General features: G+C 64.6%; 17 protein-coding genes. 8 read left to right on the forward strand and 9 right to left on the reverse strand.

Annotated elements, in window-relative coordinates:
• Position 1 precedes the first annotated feature (1 nt).
• Complete coding sequence (locus AC3WJU_RS01615) at positions 2 to 397, forward strand: RNA polymerase-binding protein RbpA (protein ID WP_284988220.1); 396 nt, start codon at positions 2 to 4, stop codon at positions 395 to 397.
• Here the strand turns inward: AC3WJU_RS01615 and pgl are convergent.
• From pgl to tkt, 6 genes are read right to left on the reverse strand one after another with little or no spacing between them, the layout of a single operon-like run.
• Entirely contained in the window at positions 350 to 1,168 is an 819-nt protein-coding gene (gene pgl / locus AC3WJU_RS01620; protein WP_284988219.1) for a 6-phosphogluconolactonase, read from the reverse strand. The genes AC3WJU_RS01615 and pgl overlap by 48 nt on opposite strands.
• An 8-nt stretch (positions 1,169 to 1,176) precedes the next feature.
• The gene (locus AC3WJU_RS01625) at positions 1,177 to 2,100 is read right to left on the reverse strand and encodes a glucose-6-phosphate dehydrogenase assembly protein OpcA (protein ID WP_284988218.1); all 924 of its coding nucleotides are present in this window, start codon (positions 2,098 to 2,100) and stop codon (positions 1,177 to 1,179) included.
• Positions 2,097 to 3,662: a glucose-6-phosphate dehydrogenase gene (gene zwf / locus AC3WJU_RS01630; protein ID WP_059389277.1), complete on the reverse strand. Its 1,566-nt coding sequence runs from the start codon at positions 3,660 to 3,662 to the stop codon at positions 2,097 to 2,099. The genes AC3WJU_RS01625 and zwf overlap by 4 nt, the downstream gene beginning before the upstream one ends.
• 15 nt (positions 3,663 to 3,677) lie before the next feature.
• Complete coding sequence (locus AC3WJU_RS01635) at positions 3,678 to 5,309, reverse strand: glucose-6-phosphate isomerase (RefSeq protein ID WP_306959608.1); 1,632 nt, start codon at positions 5,307 to 5,309, stop codon at positions 3,678 to 3,680.
• 5 nt (positions 5,310 to 5,314) lie between these two features.
• Positions 5,315 to 6,433, reverse strand: a complete 1,119-nt coding sequence (gene tal / locus AC3WJU_RS01640; RefSeq protein ID WP_284988216.1) for a transaldolase — start codon at positions 6,431 to 6,433, stop codon at positions 5,315 to 5,317.
• Positions 6,434 to 6,490: 57 nt separating this feature from the next.
• Positions 6,491 to 8,617 (reverse strand): transketolase, encoded by a 2,127-nt coding sequence (gene tkt, locus AC3WJU_RS01645; protein WP_492258976.1) that lies wholly within the window; start codon positions 8,615 to 8,617, stop codon positions 6,491 to 6,493.
• 404 nt (positions 8,618 to 9,021) lie between these two features.
• On the opposite strand from tkt, the gene AC3WJU_RS01650 reads away from it, so the two are divergent.
• Complete coding sequence (locus tag AC3WJU_RS01650) at positions 9,022 to 9,984, forward strand: heme o synthase (protein WP_059389275.1); 963 nt, start codon at positions 9,022 to 9,024, stop codon at positions 9,982 to 9,984.
• Between the two features lie 179 nt (positions 9,985 to 10,163).
• On the opposite strand, the gene AC3WJU_RS01655 is transcribed toward AC3WJU_RS01650, so the two are convergent.
• The 3 genes from AC3WJU_RS01655 to AC3WJU_RS01665 are packed head-to-tail and all read right to left on the reverse strand — an operon-like array spanning position 10,164 to position 12,906.
• A complete protein-coding gene (locus AC3WJU_RS01655; protein WP_059389274.1) occupies positions 10,164 to 11,108 on the reverse strand; it encodes a COX15/CtaA family protein in 945 nt (314 codons plus the stop codon).
• Positions 11,109 to 11,167: 59 nt separating this feature from the next.
• Positions 11,168 to 11,944 (reverse strand): ABC transporter permease, encoded by a 777-nt coding sequence (locus AC3WJU_RS01660; protein ID WP_306959616.1) that lies wholly within the window; start codon positions 11,942 to 11,944, stop codon positions 11,168 to 11,170.
• Positions 11,941 to 12,906, reverse strand: coding sequence for an ABC transporter ATP-binding protein (locus tag AC3WJU_RS01665; RefSeq protein ID WP_284988214.1), 966 nt, complete (start codon positions 12,904 to 12,906; stop codon positions 11,941 to 11,943). The genes AC3WJU_RS01660 and AC3WJU_RS01665 overlap by 4 nt, the downstream gene beginning before the upstream one ends.
• Positions 12,907 to 13,058: 152 nt before the next feature.
• Here AC3WJU_RS01665 and AC3WJU_RS01670 point away from each other — a divergent pair, with 152 nt between their 5' ends.
• The 6 genes from AC3WJU_RS01670 to AC3WJU_RS01695 are packed head-to-tail and all read left to right on the forward strand — an operon-like array spanning position 13,059 to position 18,207.
• Positions 13,059 to 13,826, forward strand: a complete 768-nt coding sequence (locus AC3WJU_RS01670) for a helix-turn-helix transcriptional regulator (RefSeq protein ID WP_059389270.1) — start codon at positions 13,059 to 13,061, stop codon at positions 13,824 to 13,826.
• A gap of 11 nt (positions 13,827 to 13,837) precedes the next feature.
• Positions 13,838 to 15,313, forward strand: a complete 1,476-nt coding sequence (gene sufB, locus AC3WJU_RS01675; RefSeq protein WP_284981344.1) for a Fe-S cluster assembly protein SufB — start codon at positions 13,838 to 13,840, stop codon at positions 15,311 to 15,313.
• 2 nt (positions 15,314 to 15,315) lie between these two features.
• Positions 15,316 to 16,644, forward strand: coding sequence for a Fe-S cluster assembly protein SufD (sufD, locus tag AC3WJU_RS01680; RefSeq protein WP_492258977.1), 1,329 nt, complete (start codon positions 15,316 to 15,318; stop codon positions 16,642 to 16,644).
• A 26-nt stretch (positions 16,645 to 16,670) separates the two neighbouring features.
• Positions 16,671 to 17,027: a non-heme iron oxygenase ferredoxin subunit gene (locus AC3WJU_RS01685; protein WP_059389267.1), complete on the forward strand. Its 357-nt coding sequence runs from the start codon at positions 16,671 to 16,673 to the stop codon at positions 17,025 to 17,027.
• A gap of 38 nt (positions 17,028 to 17,065) precedes the next feature.
• The gene (gene sufC / locus AC3WJU_RS01690) at positions 17,066 to 17,860 is read left to right on the forward strand and encodes a Fe-S cluster assembly ATPase SufC (protein WP_284988212.1); all 795 of its coding nucleotides are present in this window, start codon (positions 17,066 to 17,068) and stop codon (positions 17,858 to 17,860) included.
• A 14-nt stretch (positions 17,861 to 17,874) separates the two neighbouring features.
• Positions 17,875 to 18,207 carry a metal-sulfur cluster assembly factor gene (locus AC3WJU_RS01695; protein ID WP_059389266.1) on the forward strand — a complete coding sequence of 111 codons (333 nt, stop codon included), beginning with the start codon at positions 17,875 to 17,877 and terminating at the stop codon, positions 18,205 to 18,207.
• The last annotated feature ends 39 nt before the right edge of the window (positions 18,208 to 18,246 follow it).

Genomic DNA, 18,246 nt, shown 5'->3' on the forward strand with positions numbered 1-18,246 from the left:
GATGGTTCATGGTACTTCTGGATTCCGGGGCACACGGGCCGGCGTAACAGCTGGATCGGCCCCAAGAAACCAACCCGACTCTGTAGTCGGCGAAAGCTTGCCGCGTATTCGTGTTCCCTATTGGTGCGCCAAGGGACATGAGACGCGGCTTGTTTTCGTTAAACTCCCGGAAGATCAAATCCCGATCCGGTGGGATTGCCCGAAGTGTGGCCTGGTTGCCGTCCGCGAACAGGGCGAAGCCACCATGGAACGTGCGGACGAAGAAATCTTCAAGAGCCACCTGGACTACGTTAAAGAAAGACGCTCCAGCCAGGACGCGGAGATTGTCCTGGCCGGAGCGCTCAAGCGGCTACGCGCCCGCGGGGTCCTTTCGGACGAGCTGCTGGGGGACGCGTGAGGCTGCATTCTCATCGATAAGCCACAGGGTCCTCGAGCGGCCACTGGGCCCGGAGGCGGGAACCTGCACCGGGTTGGCTCCGGCAAGGGCCAGCCCCACGGCGCCGGCCTTGTCCTCGCCTGCCACGACCATCCAGATTTCCTGGGCGGAGTTGATGGCGGGCAAGGTCAGCGAAATCCTCGACGGCGGTGGCTTGGGGGAGTTCTCGACCCCCACCACCGTACGGTCCTTCACGCGGATACCTGCCTGCTCCGGGAAGAGCGAGGCAATATGCGCATCCGGACCCACCCCGAGCAGCAGGATGTCGAAGCGGGGCAACTCGCCTGCCTCCTCGGGACGGTTGTCCGAGGTGTCCGCGGAGTGCTCGGCCTCGGCAGCGGCTTTGAGCCGGGCCGCGTAGTCCGCCGCGGCCTCGTCCGCGGTGGCGAACTCATCCGATGATCCCGGTTCGTGCACGCGGGCCGGGTCCACCGGCAGGCTGGAGAGCAGTGCCTCACGCGCTTGCACGGTGTTGCGGTCGGTGCTGTCCTTGCCGACGAAGCGCTCGTCACCCCACCAGAAGTTCACCCGGGACCAGTCAACGGCCGGCGCCGCGGGCGAATCGGCAACCGCTTTCAGGGTGCCGATGCCCACGGTTCCGCCGGTGAGGACCACAGTGGCTTCTCCGTGCTTGTCCTGGACATCCACCAGCTTGGTGATGAGCCTTGCTGCGATCGCGGCCATAAGGACGGCGGAGTCGGGATGGATGCTTACTCTTGGGTCAGCGCTCACTGGGACGGTCACTCCTTGCTATTGGTTCGGGGCAGTCCCATAGTAATCACTTCTCCGAAGACATCGTCCGGATCAAGACGGCGCAATTCTTCGGCGAGGCAGTCCCGCAGGCTGCGGCGAGGCAGTGAAATCCGCTGCGCGGGCTGGCCCGGCTGGGTCAGTTCCGCAATGGTGAGGCCAGGACGGACCAGCTGGACGTCGCCTGTGGCGCGGCTCAGCCGTACCCTGCGTATGCCTGTTCCCGCCGGGTCGGCAACAATCTGGACCGGAGCGTCGAGGAACAGGGTGAGCCAGGCGGCCAGCAGAAGCGTGCTGGGCGAGTCGGAAGCACCCTCGACGGCGATGGCCGTGACGGGGGATTCGTCTACCTGGTCCAGGGCTGCCGCGAGCTGGAGGCGCCAGTTGGTCAGGCGTGTCCAGGCGAGATCGGTGTCGCCGGCCCGGTACGTGTTCCGGATCCGGGCCAGCGCTGCTGCGGGGTCGGCCTCGTTGGCGGAGTCCGTGATGCGGCGGTGCGCGATCCTGCCGATGGATGTCTCGCAGGCGTTCTCGGGTGCTCCGTGCGGCCACCAGGCCACGATCGGCGCGTCCGGGAGCAGCAGTGCCGCGACGAGGGATTCGCTTTCCTTGGCGAGTTCACCGTAACCGCGCAGGACGATGACTTCTGATGCTCCGGCGTCGCCACCCACGCGGATCTGGGCGTCGAGGCGGTTCGGCGCTTCGCTGCCTGCGTCCGCGAGGACGATGATGCGGCACGGATGTTCGCGGCTGGCCTCGTTGGCTGCCTCGATGGCTTCTTCCTCAAGCCCGGACTTGGTCACCACCACGAGGGTCAGGACGCGTCCAAGGGCGATCACACCTCCCTGCTCGCGCAGGGAGGTGATCTTCTTGGAGATCTTGGAGGTGGTGGTGTCGGGAAGATCTACGATCATGGCCTTCTCCAGGTTCGTCCGTCGCGGGCAAGCAGCTCGTCGGCCGAGGCCGGGCCCCAGCTGCCGGGAGCGTAGGGTTCGGGCTGTTCGTCGAGTCCGGCCCAGTATTCCTCGAAGGGGTCCAGGATCTTCCAGGACTCCTCGACTTCCTGGTGCCGCGGGAAGAGCGGGGGCTCGCCGAGCAGCACGTCCAGGATCAGGCGTTCGTACGCCTCGGGGCTGGACTCCGTGAACGAGTGGCCGTAGCCGAAGTCCATGGTCACGTCGCGGACTTCCATCTGCGTGCCGGGAACCTTGGACCCGAAGCGGATGGTAGCGCCCTCGTCGGGCTGGACCCGGATGACCACGGCGTTCTGGCCGAAGTCGTCCTCGCCGTGGCCGCGGAACAGCAGGTTGGGTGCGCGCTTGAACACCACGGCGATTTCCGTGACGCGGCGGCCAAGACGCTTGCCGGCCCTCAGGTAGAACGGAGCCCCGGCCCAGCGCCGGGTGTTGATGTCCAGGCGGATGGCCGCGTAGGTTTCCGTCTTGGAATCGGCCGGAATGCCGTCTTCCTCGAGGTAGCCCTGCACCAGTTCGCCGCCTTGCCAGCCGCCGGTGAACTGGCCGCGGGCCGAATGGGTGGAGAGGTCCTCGGGAAGCCTGACAGCAGCGAGGACCTTTTCCTTCTCGGCACGCAGGTCATCGGCATTGAAGGAAATGGGCTCCTCCATGGCCGTCAGGGCCAGCAACTGCAGCAGGTGGTTCTGGATGACGTCGCGGGCCGCGCCGACGCCGTCGTAATACCCCGCCCGGCCCCCGGTGCCGATGTCCTCGGCCATGGTGATCTGGACGTGGTCAACATAGTTGGCGTTCCACAAAGGCTCGAACAGCTGGTTGGCGAAGCGCAGGGCCAGGATGTTCTGGACCGTCTCCTTGCCAAGGTAGTGGTCGATGCGGAAGACCGCGTCCGGCGGGAAGACGGACTCCACGATGTCGTTGAGCTTGCGCGCGGACTCCAGGTCGTGGCCGAACGGCTTTTCGATGACCACCCGGCGCCACTGGCCGTCGCCGGCCTGCGCGAGCCCGTGCTTGGAGAGCTGTTGGCAGACCTGCTCGAAGGCCTTGGGCGGAATGGACAGGTAGAAACCGTGATTGCCGCGCGTGCCGCGGGTCTCGTCGAGTTCGTCAAGCGTGGCGCTGAGGCGCTTGAACGCCTGGTCGTCGTCGAACTCTCCCTGGACGAAACGGATGCCCTCGGAGAGCTGGTTCCAGACGGCGTCGTCGAACGGGGTGCGGGAGTGCGCCTTGACGTTCTCCTTGACCTCGTTCGCGAAGTCCTCGTTGCTCCAGTCCCGCCGGCCGAAGCCGACGAGCGCGAAGCTCGGCGGCAACAGCCCACGGTTGGCGAGGTCGTAGACCGCCGGCATGAGTTTCTTCCGGGCAAGGTCGCCGGTGACTCCGAAGAACACCAGCGACGATGGCCCTGCGATGCGGTTCAGGCGCCGATCCCGAGGATCCCGAAGGGGATTGCGGTGGCTTGCCTTTCCGGTGGACCGGTAACCGATTTCAGTTTCTGGCATGTTTGGGTTTGTGCCTTAGCTTTCGAGCGCGCTGGCCTGGCCGGCCAATGCGGCGACGATTTCCTGGAGCTGGGCAACGCCGGCTCCGCGGTCCGTGAGGTGCAGACGTAGTACCGGGCGGCCGTGGTTCTCGAGAACCTGGGCATCGCCGGCCGCCTGGGCTGCAATCAGCTGGCCGAAGGTGAACGGCCGTTCCGGAATGGCGATGTCGCCGGTCGCGGAAGCGGTCACTTGCAGGAACGAACCGATGGCCGGTCCGCCCTTGTGGAATTGCCCGGTGGAGTGCAGGAAGCGCGGACCCCAGCCAAAAGTGACCGGGCGGCCGCTGACCCCGGCGAGTTCGTCCCGGATGCCCTCAAGCTGCGCGAACGCGATCCGGTCGAAATACGCCTGGACGCTCAGGTAGCCGTCCGTGCCGAGTTCGCCGAGGAGCGCCTTGACGGCATCGGCGGCCGTTGCCGCGTCGCCGAGCCACGCACCTCCGCGGACCTCGATCGCGCCGTCGACGAAGTTCGCCGGCGTCGGCTCGGGACGCGCGTCCAACAGGCCGCGCGCGGCAATCTTGGCTGCCTCGACGTCGGGCTGGTCAAAGGGGTTGATGCCCAGCAGGCGGCCGGCGACCGAGGTGGCGAATTCCCAGACGAACATCTGGGTGGCGAGGCCACCGGCGATGGCGGCTTCGTTTTCGCCGAGTTCGACGTCGGATTCCGCACCGACGAGGCGGATCACCAGGACGTCTTCCGCACCGCTGCTGACCTCGGGTGCGGAAGGACCTGCAACAACCGGCAGGACCCCCGTGCCGAGCTTGCCCGTGGATTCGGCGATGAGCTGTTCGGCCCAGTCCGCGAAGCCGACGATTCCGGAACCGTCTTCGACGATGACGATCTTGTTGCGCAGCGGGGTGGTTCCGCCCAGGGCGGCCCCGAGCCGGAGCCCGATGTTTTCGGGTGAGTCTTCGTTGAGGATTTCCGCAGCTTCCTCGGCCTCATCCAGGAATGCCTGGATGTCGACTCCCGCGAGGCCGCTGGGGACCAGGCCGAAAGCAGTCAGCGCCGAAAAGCGGCCGCCGACGTTCGGGTCGGCGTTGAAGACGGCACGGTAGCCGGCTTCACGGGAGGCCTTGTCCAGCGGGGAACCCGGATCGGTCACGATGACGATGCGGCTCTTGGCATCGATGCCGGCCTCGGTGAAGGCATGCTCGAATACCCGTCGCTGCGAGTCGGTTTCGACAGTGGAGCCTGACTTGGACGAGACCACGATGGCGGTCTCGGCCAGGCGGTCCGCGAGGGCAGCACCGACTTGTTCGGGGTCTGTGCTGTCCAGCACGGTCAGCTCGACGCCAGCAGTGCCGGCAATGACCTCGGGGGCAAGCGAAGAGCCGCCCATGCCACACAGGACAATGCGGGAGACGCCTTCGGCCCGGAGGGCATCCCGGAGTTCCAGGATCCCTTCGACCAAGGGCTGGGAAACGGTTGCCGCTTCCACCCATCCGAGACGGATGGCGGATTCGGATTCGGCATCCGGACCCCACAGAGTGTGGTCCTTGGCGAAAATCCTGGTGGCAATCCGGTCTTCGACAAGTGCCGGGATGTGTTGCTCGATGGCCTGCTGCGCAGCACCGCTGGCGTCGTAGCTGAGAGTGCTCATGTGGGTTAGGAAGCCTTCCGTGCAGAGGCGAGGGCACCTTCGACGTCGGCCAGAAGTTCCTTCCAGCTGGCGACGAACTTGTCCAGGCCCTCGGATTCGAGGATTGCGACGACGTCGTTGTAGGAGATGCCCAGGCCCTCGAGTGCGTTGAGGACGTTGTTTGCTTCTTCGTAGGTGCCGGAGATGGTGTCACCCGTGACGACGCCGTGGTCGAACGTGGCGTCGAGGGTCTTTTCCGGCATGGTGTTGACGACGCCGGCCGCGACCAGTTCGGTCACGTACAGGGTGTCCGGGTACGCCGGGTCCTTGACGCCGGTGGAGGCCCACAGCGGGCGCTGGGGGAGCGCGCCTGCTTCGGCCAGGACTGCCCAACGCTCGGTGGAGAACAGCTCTTCGTAGACCTGGTAGGCGAGGCGGGCGTTGGCGACGCCTGCCTTGCCCTTGAGGGCCTTGGCCTCATCGGTGCCGATGGCGTTGAGGCGCTTGTCGATCTCGGTGTCCACGCGGGAGACGAAGAAGGACGCCACGGAGTGGATCTTGGAGAGGTCGTGGCCGTTTTCCTTGGCCAGCTCCAGGCCGGACTGGAATGCGTTGATGACGGCGCGGTAGCGCTCCAGGGAGAAGATCAGGGTCACGTTGACGCTGATGCCCTCGGCCAGGGTTGCCGTGATGGCGGCGAGGCCTTCGAGGGTTGCCGGGATCTTGATGTGGACGTTGTCCTTGTTGACCTTCTTGTACAGGTGCTTGGCCTCGGCGATGGTGCCTTCGGTGTCCCACGCCAGGCGGGGGTCCACCTCGATGGAGACGCGGCCGTCCACGCCGTTGCTCGCTGCCGCGACCGGGGCGAAGAGGTCGCAGGCATCGGCGACGTCGGTGGTGGTGATCTCGAAGACAGTCTCTTCAACGGTTGCGCCCTTGGCGGCCTCTTCGGCAATCACGGCGTCGTAGTCGCTGCCGGCGGTGATGGCGGCGTGGAAGATGGACGGGTTGGTGGTGACACCAACGACGTTCTTCTCTTCGATGAGCTTCTGCAGGCTGCCGCTGGAAAGGCGTTCGCGGGAGAGGTCGTCAAGCCAGATGGACACGCCGGCGTCGGAAAGCTGCTGGGTGGGAGTCGTAGTCATTTCTTTAATCTCCTTGGAAATCTGTTCGTTGCTGTCGGATTCGTCTCAAACGCTTTTTCAGCTATTGAGACCCGCGAGGGAGTCCTTTGCGGCGGCGGCGACTGCTTCTGCCGTGATGCCGAACTCCTTGAAGAGGCGCTTGTAGTCTGCCGAGGCGCCGAAGTGCTCGAGGCTGATGGAGCGTCCGGCGTCGCCGACGAATTCCTTCCAGCCCAGTGCCAGGCCTGCTTCGACCGAGACGCGGGCCTTGACGGCGGCGGGGAGCACGGACTCGCGGTACGCGGAGTCCTGCTTGTTGAACCACTCGACGCACGGCATGGAGACGACGCGGGTGGCGATGCCTTCGGCCTGGAGCGCTTCGCGGGCGTTCACCGCGAGCTGGACCTCGGAACCGGTGCCGATCAGGATGACCTCGGCCGGGACCGTAGCGCCGTCCTTTGAAGCCTCTGCCAGGACGTAGCCGCCCTTGGCGACCCCGGCGGTGGAGCCGAAGGTGTCACCCTCGGCAAGGCCTTCGCCGCGTGCGTAGGTCGGGATGTTCTGGCGGGTCAGCACGATGCCTGCCGGGTTCTCGTGGTTCTCAAGCATGGTCTTCCATGCCGCGGCAACCTCGTTGGCGTCGCCGGGACGGACAACGTCCAGGCCCGGAATGGCGCGGAGGGTGGACAGCTGCTCCACCGGCTGGTGGGTTGGGCCGTCTTCGCCCAGGCCGATCGAGTCGTGGGTCCAGACGTACAGCGACGGGACGCCCATGAGCGCGCCAAGGCGGATCGCGGGACGCTGGTAGTCACTGAAGATCAGAAACGTGCCGGAGAACGCCCGGGTCCGGCCGTGCAGCGAAATGCCGTTCACGATCGACGCGGCAGCGTGCTCGCGGATACCGAAGTGCAGCACCCGGCCGTACGGGTTGCCCTTCCACGCGCCGGTGGAGCGCGAGGTCGGGATGAACGACGGCGAACCCTCGATGGTGGTGTTGTTGGACTCGGCGAGGTCGGCTGAGCCGCCCCACAGTTCCGGAAGGACCGGGCCGATCGCGTTCAGGACCTTGCCGGACGCGGCGCGGGTGGAAACTTCCTTGCCTGCTTCGAACACCGGCAGAGCGGCGTCGAGTTCGACGGGGAGCTTCTTGGCCTCGATGCGCTCAAGCAGTGCCGCGCCCTCGGGGTTGGCGGTCTGCCACGCCTCGAAGGATGCCTGCCATTCGCTGCGCTCGGCTGCGCCGCGCTCGACGACTGCACGGGCGTGCGCCAGGACGTCCTCGTCAACCTGGAAGGAACGCTCGGGATCGAAGCCCAGGACTTCCTTCAATGCTGCGACTTCTTCGGCACCGAGGGCGGAACCGTGGATCTTGCCGGTGTTCTGCTTCTTGGGAGCCGGGTAGCCGATGATGGTGCGCAGCGAGATGATGGACGGCTTGCCGGTCTCGGCCTTGGCGGCGAGCAGGGCACCGTAGAGCTCCTGGACGTCTTCGACGTATTCGCCGGTCTTCGTCCAGTCCACGCGCTGGGTGTGCCAGCCGTAGGCCTCGTAGCGCTTGAGGACGTCTTCGGTGAAGGCCACGTCGGTGTCGTCTTCGATGGAGATGTGGTTCTCGTCGTAGATCACCACGAGGTTGCCCAGTTCCTGGTGGCCGGCCAGGGAAGAAGCTTCCGAGGTGACGCCTTCCTGGAGGTCGCCGTCGGAGGCAATGACCCAGATGGTGTGGTCGAACGGGCTCTCGCCGGCGGGAGCATCGGCGTCGAACAGGCCGCGTTGGCGGCGCTGCGAGTAGGCGAAGCCCACCGAGGAGGCCAGGCCCTGGCCCAGCGGGCCGGTGGTGATCTCGACGCCGGCGGTGTGCTTGTATTCCGGGTGGCCGGGGGTCAGCGAGCCCCAGGTGCGCAGGGCCTCGAGGTCCTTCAGCTCCAGGCCGTAGCCGGAAAGGAACAGCTGGATGTACAGGGTCAGCGATGTGTGTCCGGGGGACAGGATGAACCGGTCGCGGCCGATCCAGTCCGGGTGCTTCGGGTCGTGGCGCATCAGCTTCTGGAACAGCAGGTAGGCGGCCGGCGCAAGGCTCATGGCCGTACCGGGGTGACCGTTGCCGACCTTCTCGACGGCGTCAGCGGCCAAAACGCGGACGGTGTCCACGGCGCGCTGGTCCAGGCTTGTCCAAGTCAGTTCTTGCTCTTCCAAATGTGGCACGTAAACCGAGCCCCTCTCTGTGCTGACGGCTGGTGACGGCACATGGCAAGCCTCGGGCACAGGATGGCGCCCGCTGCGAAGTTCCTACCAGCCGTTCACCATTGAAACGTTGATCTATCATCCAGACATGCAAATCTGAGAATACGCTTTCTCGGAAACCTGCGTGAGCTGATCTGCAGACCAGCTTAGCCCGGTTCGCCACCCCGAATGGTGGGAATCTCAAAAAATGGACGCATATTCCGTTTTATGAATCACGGCAGCGGCAAAGCGCCGGTGAACTTTCGGAAACAAAGGAAAGTTCCGGGTGCCATGGCGTCGGACAGGCCACGGTATGATATCTGGAGGCCGAACCGGGGTGCCGCCACCGCGGGAAACCCGCCTTGACAACACCAGCAAAGAACAGAGTGACTGCCAACGTGAGCACAACAGATACGCCCCTCAATGCTTCCCCGGCTGTGGGGAAGCGCGGAATGTCCCGTAAGTTCAAGGCGTATCTGGCACTGACCAAACCCCGCGTGATCGAATTGCTGCTGGTCAGCACCCTGCCCACCATGATCTTCGCGCAACGGGGCTTTCCTTCGATCGGCTTGATCCTCGCCACGTTGGTGGGCGGCGCCTTCGCAGCCGGCAGCGCAGGGGTTTTCAACTGCTACATCGACCGCGACATCGACAAGCTGATGCACCGCACCGAAAAGCGGCCCCTCGTGACGGGCGAAGTCACCCCTCGCGAAGCACTCGTCTTCGCATGGATCCTTGGAGCTGCCTCCATCGCCATCCTGTGGTTCGGGGCCAATCCGCTGTCGGCGTGGCTCGGCCTTGGTGCGATTGTTTTCTACGTTGTCATCTACACGATGATCCTCAAGCGCCGCACTGCACAGAACATCGTGTGGGGCGGCGCGGCCGGCTGCTTCCCGGTGCTGATCGCCTGGGCCGCCGTGACCAACACTGTGGAGTGGCCCGCCGTCGTGCTCTTCATGGTGATCTTCCTGTGGACTCCTCCGCACTACTGGCCGCTGTCCATGCGGTACGGCGAGGACTACCGCAACGCCAACGTCCCCATGCTGGGTGCCATCGCAGGTGCCAAGGTGGTTTCCGTGCAGGTGGTTCTCTACGCCTGGGCCATGGTTGCGTGTTCGCTGCTTTTGGTGCCCGTGGGCCGCGCCGGCTGGGTGTACACCATCGCCGCCGTCCTCGCGGGCGCCTGGTTCCTGTATGAATCACACGCCCTCTACAACCGGGCACAGGGCGGGGACGTCTCGAACAAGGGAGCCATGAAGGTCTTCCACGGCTCCATCAGCTACCTGACGCTCCTCTTCATTGCCCTCGCGGTGGACCCGTTCATCGGTTCCCCGATCATCGGCGGCTGACGGCCCGTCACACTCGCCCTCTACATCCCCGTCACCCCCAAACGCCCGCTCACCTATGGGGCCGTTTCCCCAAACGCCCGCTCACTGATAGCGCTAAAAGGAAAGACCCTCTTTCACGTCGCATGACGTGAAAGAGGGTCTTTCCTTTGGCTTTCGCAGGGGCCATCAGCCGCCTGGGGCTAGAGCTTCGGGCTGAACCGGGCCACATCCGCCGCGTTCGTGGCGGCACTCATGAGCAGGGCGGCGCCCAACATGTGCGCGCCTACCAGGAGGGCGGGGATGCCGTTGTAGTACTGGGCAAAGCCAATGACCGCCTGCAGGACCGTCACGGCGAGCAGCAGCAGGGCAGCTGTGCGGAACAAGCCGGTGATGCCCTTGCGCAGGACGAAGTAGACGGCGAAGACGGCTCCCGCCGTGATGAGGTACGCGGGCACTGCGTGGATGTGCGAGAAGAGGTCCCAATCGAGATCGTTGCGCGGCGCGTTCGCGTCGCCTGCGTGGGGTCCGGCACCGGTCACCACGACGCCGAGGCACACGGCGACTGCCGAGAAGAACGCGACGGCGGTCATGACGGGGCTCATGGCGCCCGGAATCGGCGCCAACGTCAGCTTCATGAAGCGGCCGGTCCGTCCGTAGGCGCGGTTGACCAGGAGCGTGGAGAAGACAACCAGGGCCATCGAAACCAGGAAGTGCAGGCCGACAACCCAGGGGTTCAGATTCGACAGCACGGTGATGCCGCCGATGATGGCCTGGGCCGGAATGCTCGCGAGCAGGCCCACGGCGAGGAGGAAAAGGTCGCGGCGTTCCTTACGGAGGTTCCACAAGTACACCAGCATCAGGACGGCGACGGCGGCCAGGGCGAACGTCAACATGCGGTTGCCGAATTCGATGAAGCCGTGGATGCCCATCTCCGGCGTGTTCACCAGGGAACCGCTGGTGCAGCGCGGCCACGTGGGGCAGCCGAGCCCGGAGGATGTCAGCCGGACCGCGCCGCCGGTGACCACCAGGACCACCTGGCCGATCAGCGACAACATCGCCAGCCTGCGGACGGTGCTGTTGACCTCCGTGGGGAGCTTGGCGGTCAACTGCTGGATGGACTTCGGGAGGCGGGAAGCCGTGCTCACAGTTTTCTCAATTCTCGGTACTCAATTCACGCTGACGTTTTGGTTCCACAACGGGACGCTCAGTTCCATTTGAACCAGCGGACGGCGGCCGCGCCAGGAACGATGGTCCACAGCAACAGCACAAGAACGTAGGGCAGGGAGACGCTGCCATGGAGGAAAGCGTCCCTGAGCGACTGCCCCAGGGCTCCCGAGGGCAGGAAATGCACAATGTTCTGTGCCAGTTCCGGCAAACGCTCGGCAGGAACCACGATTCCGCCGAGGGCGCCCAGCAGAATCCAGAGCAGGTTCGTGATGGCGAGGGTTGCCTCCGGCCGCACTGTACCGGCAACCAGAAGCCCGAGCGCGGTGAAGGCGGCAGCGCCGAGAACCAAAAGCACCAGGCCCGGAAGCCAGCCTTCGGGACGCGGATGCCAGCCCAGCAACCCGGCCACGGCGCCGATCACCAGGACCTGGAGGACCAGGACGGCCAAGACGGCGATGATCTTGCCGGCGATGAGGCCGGTCCGGCCCAAGGGAGTGGTCGAGAGGAAGCGGAGCACGCCGTAGCGCCGGTCGAAGCCCGTGGCGATGCCTTGGCCCGTGAATGCCGTGGACATGGCGCACAATGCGAGGACGCCCGGCGTCGCGATGTCCACGCGGCTGGCGCCCAAGCCATCGAGCAGCGGTGTGACGGCGAGTCCCACCAAGGCCAGCAAGGGCATGATCACAGCCAGGATCAGCTGCTCGCCGTTCCGGATCATGGTCAAGGTTTCGTAGCGCCCCTGCAGCAGGATCCTGCGCATCAAAGGTGCGGGTCCGGCGTGGGGTGTGCTGCGCACGGGGATCGCAGTGGTCATCGGATGTCCCTTCCGGAAATGTCCAGGAATACGTCTTCCAAGCTGCGCGCCTCCAAGCGGAGGGACGCCGGCATAATGCCCTTTTCGGCCCACCAGGCCGTGAGTTTGGCCAGATGTTGCGGAGTCAGCGTGCCTGCGATCGCGTAGCTGCCTGCCCGGCTTTCCGTGATGGTGAGTTCGTCGCCGATGGCCGCGGCTATGTCGAGTCCGGCCGGGGCATCGAAGAACAGGGTGCGTTCGGTCACGCCGTCCATGGCCTCGTGGCCGTGGCTCAACAAGTCGGCGACGGTGCCCTCTGCGACGTTGTGACCGGCGTCGATGATGTAGACGTAGTCGGCAAGCCTCTGGGCGTCATCCATGAGGTGTGTGGTGAGGATGATGCCCATGCCGGCATCCCGCAGTTCGGCGATGAGCTCGAAGACGATCTGGCGGGACTGGGGATCGAGGCCCGCGCTGGGCTCGTCCAGGAACAGGACTTCGGGGTTGCCGATCAAGGCGGCCGCAAGCGAGAGCCGTTGCTTCTGGCCGCCCGACAGGCGGCGGACTCCGGTGCGGCTGAAAGTGTCGATGCCCAAGCGCTCCACGAGTCCATCCAGGGGCAGCGGGTTTTGGTACATGCCCGCAATGTGCCGAAGCAAGGGGATGGGCCGGGCCGACGGCGGGAGGCCGCCGTCCTGCAGCATCACGCCGACGCGCGAACGAAGGTTCGCGCCGGCCGTGTCGGGGTCTTCGCCAAGGAGCGCGATGCGGCCGCCGGTACGTTTTTGAAGGCCTTGCGCGCATTCGAGCGTTGTCGTCTTGCCCGCACCATTGGCACCCAGCAAGGCAGTGATCTGGCCGCGCTCTGCGAACATTGACAGGCCGCTGACTACCCGGAGCATCTTGCCGTCAAGGGAAGCCAGCGGGCCAACGTCCTTGATGAGTCCATCGATGGTGAGGACAGGGGATTCGGGGGATCGCACCAGAGTATTCTACGTGAAGTAGTAGGGGTGCGGCGGGCAAGGTGCCGCAGGCCAGCCTTGCCTTACTGGATGCCCGGACTAAATTACGACATGATTGTGTTGTGTATTCCATGAGGAGTTCTGTTTCCGTGCCCGCAGGGCATAGCGCGGTCATGCCTGTGCCCGGTGGCACAGCTGCTGGCGCGGCTGACGCGGAAGACCGCACCCGCGACCGTGTACTCAACGCGGTGTTGGAGCACGGCCCCGTCAGCGCGGCTGAACTCGGCGACATGCTGGGTTTCACCCCCGCAGCCGTCCGCCGTCACCTGGATCACCTCCAGCGCGCCGGGGTCATTGAGGTAAAACGCGTCGCGAAGGCGGGTGCCGGCGCAGGCCGGCCGGCCCGTCGCTATGTCCTCAGCTCACAAGGGCAGTCGAAGCTCGGGGATGACTACCTGAACATTGCCAGTTCCGCGTTGCGGAAGCTCCGGGACCTCGCAGGCGAGGAAGCTGTCAGGGACTATGCGGTGGAGCGCTTCGCCGAAATGGAAGAGCGCTACGCACCCGAAGTGGACCTGGCGGGTTCCGACATTGCGGCCCGCGCTGTGGCACTGTCCAAGGCGCTGAGTAGGGACGGATATGTCGCGTCCGCTGCGTCTATTGAGACCAAGGCGCCGTTGCCCGCTTCCCTCTCGAGCGTCCAGCTGTGCCAAGGCCATTGCCCCATCCAGCAGCTCGCCGCGGAATTTCCCGTTTTTTGCGACACCGAGACCGAATTGTTTTCCCGTTTGGTCGGCGTCGACGTCCGCAGGCTTTCCACCCTCGCGCAGGGCGGACATGTCTGCACCACCCACATTCCAACCGGCAGGCCGGCCGCCAAGGAAGCCCTCGGGTTTCCGAAGCTGCGGGCCACGCCCCATGTCGAATCCAACAATCAGTAAGAAAGGCCGTGATGACGGGTCAATTAGCTGAAGGAACAGCAGAGAAAGCGCTAGCTGACGGTGCTGTGATCTCGGAGATTCTGGAGAAGAATCCCGAGCTGCACGGTATTGGCAACTACGAGTACGGATGGGCCGACAAGAACGACGTCGGCGCCAACGCACGCCGTGGTCTCAACGAAGAGGTAGTCCGCGACATTTCGGCCAAGAAGAACGAGCCGCAATGGATGCTGGATCTCCGCCTTAAGGGCTTGAAGTACTTCGACCGCAAGCCCATGCCCACCTGGGGTGCAGACCTCTCCGGCATCGACTTCGACAACATCAAGTACTTCGTGCGCTCCACCGAGAAGCAGGCTGCCACGTGGGAAGACCTCCCCGAGGACATCCGCAACACCTACGAGAAGCTGGGCATCCCGGAAGCCGAGCGCAGCCGCCTCGTGTCCGGCGTGGCCGCGCAGTACGAGTCCGAGGTCGTGTACCACCAGATCCGCGAGGACCTGGAAAAGCAGGGAGTCATCTTCCTGGACACCGACACCGCCCTGCGTGAGCACCCGGAGATCTTCCAGGAATACTTCGGCACCATCATTCCGGTGGGCGACAACAAGTTCGCTTCGCTGAACACGGCCGTATGGTCCGGCGGTTCCTTCGTGTACGTCCCCAAGGGCGTCCACGTGGACATCCCGCTGCAGGCCTACTTCCGCATCAACACCGAGAACATGGGCCAGTTCGAGCGCACCCTGATCATCGCGGACGAAGACTCCTACGTCCACTACATCGAAGGCTGCACCGCTCCGATCTACACTTCGGACTCGCTGCACTCGGCAGTGGTGGAAATCATCGTGAAGAAGGGCGCCCGCGTCCGCTACACGACCATCCAGAACTGGTCCACCAACGTGTACAACCTGGTCACCAAGCGCGCCATCTGCGAAGAAGGCGCCACCATGGAATGGATCGATGGCAACATCGGCTCCAAGGTGACCATGAAGTACCCGGCTGTCTACCTGGTCGGCGAGCACGCCAAGGGTGAGACCCTGTCCATCGCCTTCGCCGGCGAAGGCCAGCACCAGGACACCGGCTCGAAGATGGTCCACATCGCGCCGAACACCAAGAGCTCCATCATTTCCAAGTCCGTTGCCCGCGGCGGCGGCCGTGCAGCCTACCGAGGCCTGGTCCAGGTCCGCGAAGGCGCCAAGCACTCCGCCAACACGGTGCGTTGCGACGCCCTGCTGGTAGACACCATTTCCCGTTCCGACACCTATCCCTACATCGACATCCGCGAGGATGACGTGGTGATGGGTCACGAGGCCACCGTTTCCCGAGTCAGTGAGGAGCAGCTCTTCTATCTGATGTCACGCGGTATGCCCGAGGACGAGGCCATGGCCATGATCGTGCGCGGCTTCATTGAGCCGATTGCCCGTGAGTTGCCCATGGAATACGCCCTTGAACTCAACCGCCTGATTGAACTGCAGATGGAAGGATCCGTCGGTTAGCAATGACTGAAATCACTACTGAAAAGGCCCGCATCGGCGCGCCCTCGGCACAGCCATTTATTGACGGCTTCACCGAAGAAGGCGAGAACCTCTCGCCTGTCAACACCGGCACCAACACGTCTTCCACCTCGGAAAAGACCTCGGAACAGGCTCCTTCGGCCGGACCGCTTGCGGGCGCCTCGGCCAAGAGCCACTCCCACGGCGGCGGCGTTGGAATTCCGGACAGTTCGCGCGCAGGTCGACTGACCTCGTACAAGCTGGCCGACTTCAAGCCCCTCACCGGACTGGAAGAAGACTGGCGCTTCACCCCGCTCAAGCGGCTTCGCGGCCGACACAACGAGGTCCTCTCCGGTTCGGCACCGTCGGTCGCCGTGACCGCCCCGGAAGGCGTCGTCGTCGAGACCGTGGGGCGGGACGACGTCCGCATCGGCTCCGCAGCCATCCCGGAGGACCGCGTGTCCGCCAACGCTTGGGAGAACTTCACCGAGGCCACCGTCATTACGGTGCCCGCCGAGCTCCAGCTCGACGGCGAAGTGTCCGTCCTGCTGACCGGCACCTCCACTGAAGCTTCCGCCCAGCACATCGTGATCGTGGCAGGGCGCTTCTCCAAGTCCCGGATCGTCCTGGACCACCAGGGCAGCGCGATCGTTTCGGAGAACGTCGAAATCCTCGTCGAAGACGGTGCCGACCTGACGGTCATCTCGCTCCAGGAATGGAACGACGACGCCGTTCACGCCTCTTCGCAGCAGGCCAAGCTGGGCCGGGACGCCAAGTTCAAGCACATCGTGGTCAGCCTCGGCGGCGACGTCGTGCGCATGACTCCGTCCACGCGCTTCACGGCGCCGGGCGCGGAAGCCGAGATGTTCGGCCTGTACTTCGCCGACGCCGGCCAGCACCTCGAGCAGCGCTTGTTTGTTGACCACGCCGTGGCCAACTGCAAGTCCAACGTCCTCTACAAGGGCGCCCTGCAAGGCCGCAACGCGCACACGGTGTGGGTCGGCGACGTCCTGATCCGCAAGGAAGCAGAAGGCACCGACACCTACGAGGCCAACCGCAACCTGGTCCTCACTGACGGTGCACGCGCCGACTCGGTGCCGAACCTGGAAATCGAGACCGGTCTGATCGAGGGTGCCGGCCACGCCAGCGCCACCGGCCGCTTCGACGATGAGCACCTGTTCTACCTGATGGCACGCGGCATTCCGGAAGACGTCGCCCGCCGTTTGGTGGTCCGTGGCTTCCTCAACGAGATCATCCAGCAGATCAAGGTACCGGCACTCGAAGAGCGCCTCACCGAGGCTGTTGAGCGTGAGCTCGCCGCGAGCGACAACTAATTCAAGCCAAGCAGGGAAAACAGACTATGAGCGATCAGCCACAAGGCGAACTGGTATGCAACGCCAACGAGATCCAGGTCAAGCAGGCGCTGCGCATCCTGATCGATGACTACCCCGTAGCCATCGTCAAGGACTCGATGGGGGAGATCCACGCCATCGGCGACACCTGCTCGCATGCGGACATTTCGCTCGCCGAGGGTGAAATCGAAGGCTGCGCGATCGAATGCTGGGGCCACGGCTCCCAGTTCGATCTCCGCACCGGACAGCCCTTGCAGCTCCCTGCCTATGACCCCGTCCCCGTCTTCGCCGTCACCCTCGACGGTGACGACGTCTACGTGGACGTGACCAACGTTGTGAACGGCGCGTCAGTACAGAACTACTGAGCGCCAAGTGCCTAAAGACTTACGAAAGAAAGAAGAGCATGTCTACTCTTGAGATCAAGGACCTGCACGTCAGCATCGAGACGGAGCAGGGTACCAAGGAGATCCTGAAGGGCGTCAGCCTGACCATCAAGACCGGCGAGACCCACGCAATCATGGGCCCCAACGGTTCGGGCAAGTCCACCCTGGCGTCTACCATTGCCGGCCACCCGCGCTACAACGTCACGAGGGGCACCATCACGCTCGACGGCGAAGACGTATTGGCCATGACCGTTGACCAGCGCGCCCGTGCAGGCGTCTTCCTGGCCATGCAGTACCCCGTAGAGGTTCCGGGCGTCACCATGACCAACTTCCTGCGCACCGCCAAGACGGCAATCGACGGCGAAGCTCCCGCTCTCCGCACCTGGACCAAGGATGTCAAGGCGGCCATGCAGCAGCTGCGCATCGACGCCGACTTCGCACAGCGCAACGTCAACGAGGGCTTCTCGGGCGGCGAGAAGAAGCGCGTGGAGATCCTCCAGCTCGAACTCTTCAAGCCGAAGTTCGCCGTGCTTGACGAGACCGACTCCGGCCTGGACGTCGACGCGCTCAAGGTCGTCTCCGAGGGCGTCAACCGCGCCCACGCCACGGGCAACATGGGTACTTTGCTCATCACCCACTACACCCGCATCCTGCGCTACATCAAGCCGGACTTCGTCCACGTGTTTGTTGATGGCCAGGTTGTCGAAGAGGGCGGCCCCGAATTGGCCGACCGCCTCGAAGAAGAAGGCTACGACCGTTACGCCACGGGCGCCGGCGCAGCCACCATCGCTGCTGCCGCAGCAGCACAGGCCTAGTTAGGACTCCCGCCATGACCGAAATCAACGCGGCTCGCACCAGCCTCGAGGACGTCGAGGAGGCGCTCAAGGATGTCATTGACCCGGAACTCGGTGTCAACGTGGTGGACCTTGGGCTGCTCTACGGTCTGAAATACTCGGAGGAGGACGGCGCCCTGCTCATCGACATGACGTTGACGACGGCGGCCTGTCCGCTGACGGATGTCCTCGAGGAGCAGGTCGGCCAGTCCCTCGACGGCATCGTCGACGACTGGCGCCTCAACTGGGTATGGATGCCGCCATGGGGTCCCGAGCGGATCACTGACGACGGCAAGGACCAGATGCGGGCACTCGGCTTCAACATCTAGGATCCCCACCGCTTGCTTAAAGTACGACGACGGGCGGGG

The sequence above is a fragment of the Arthrobacter sp. FW306-1B-F12A genome, assembly GCF_058781865.1.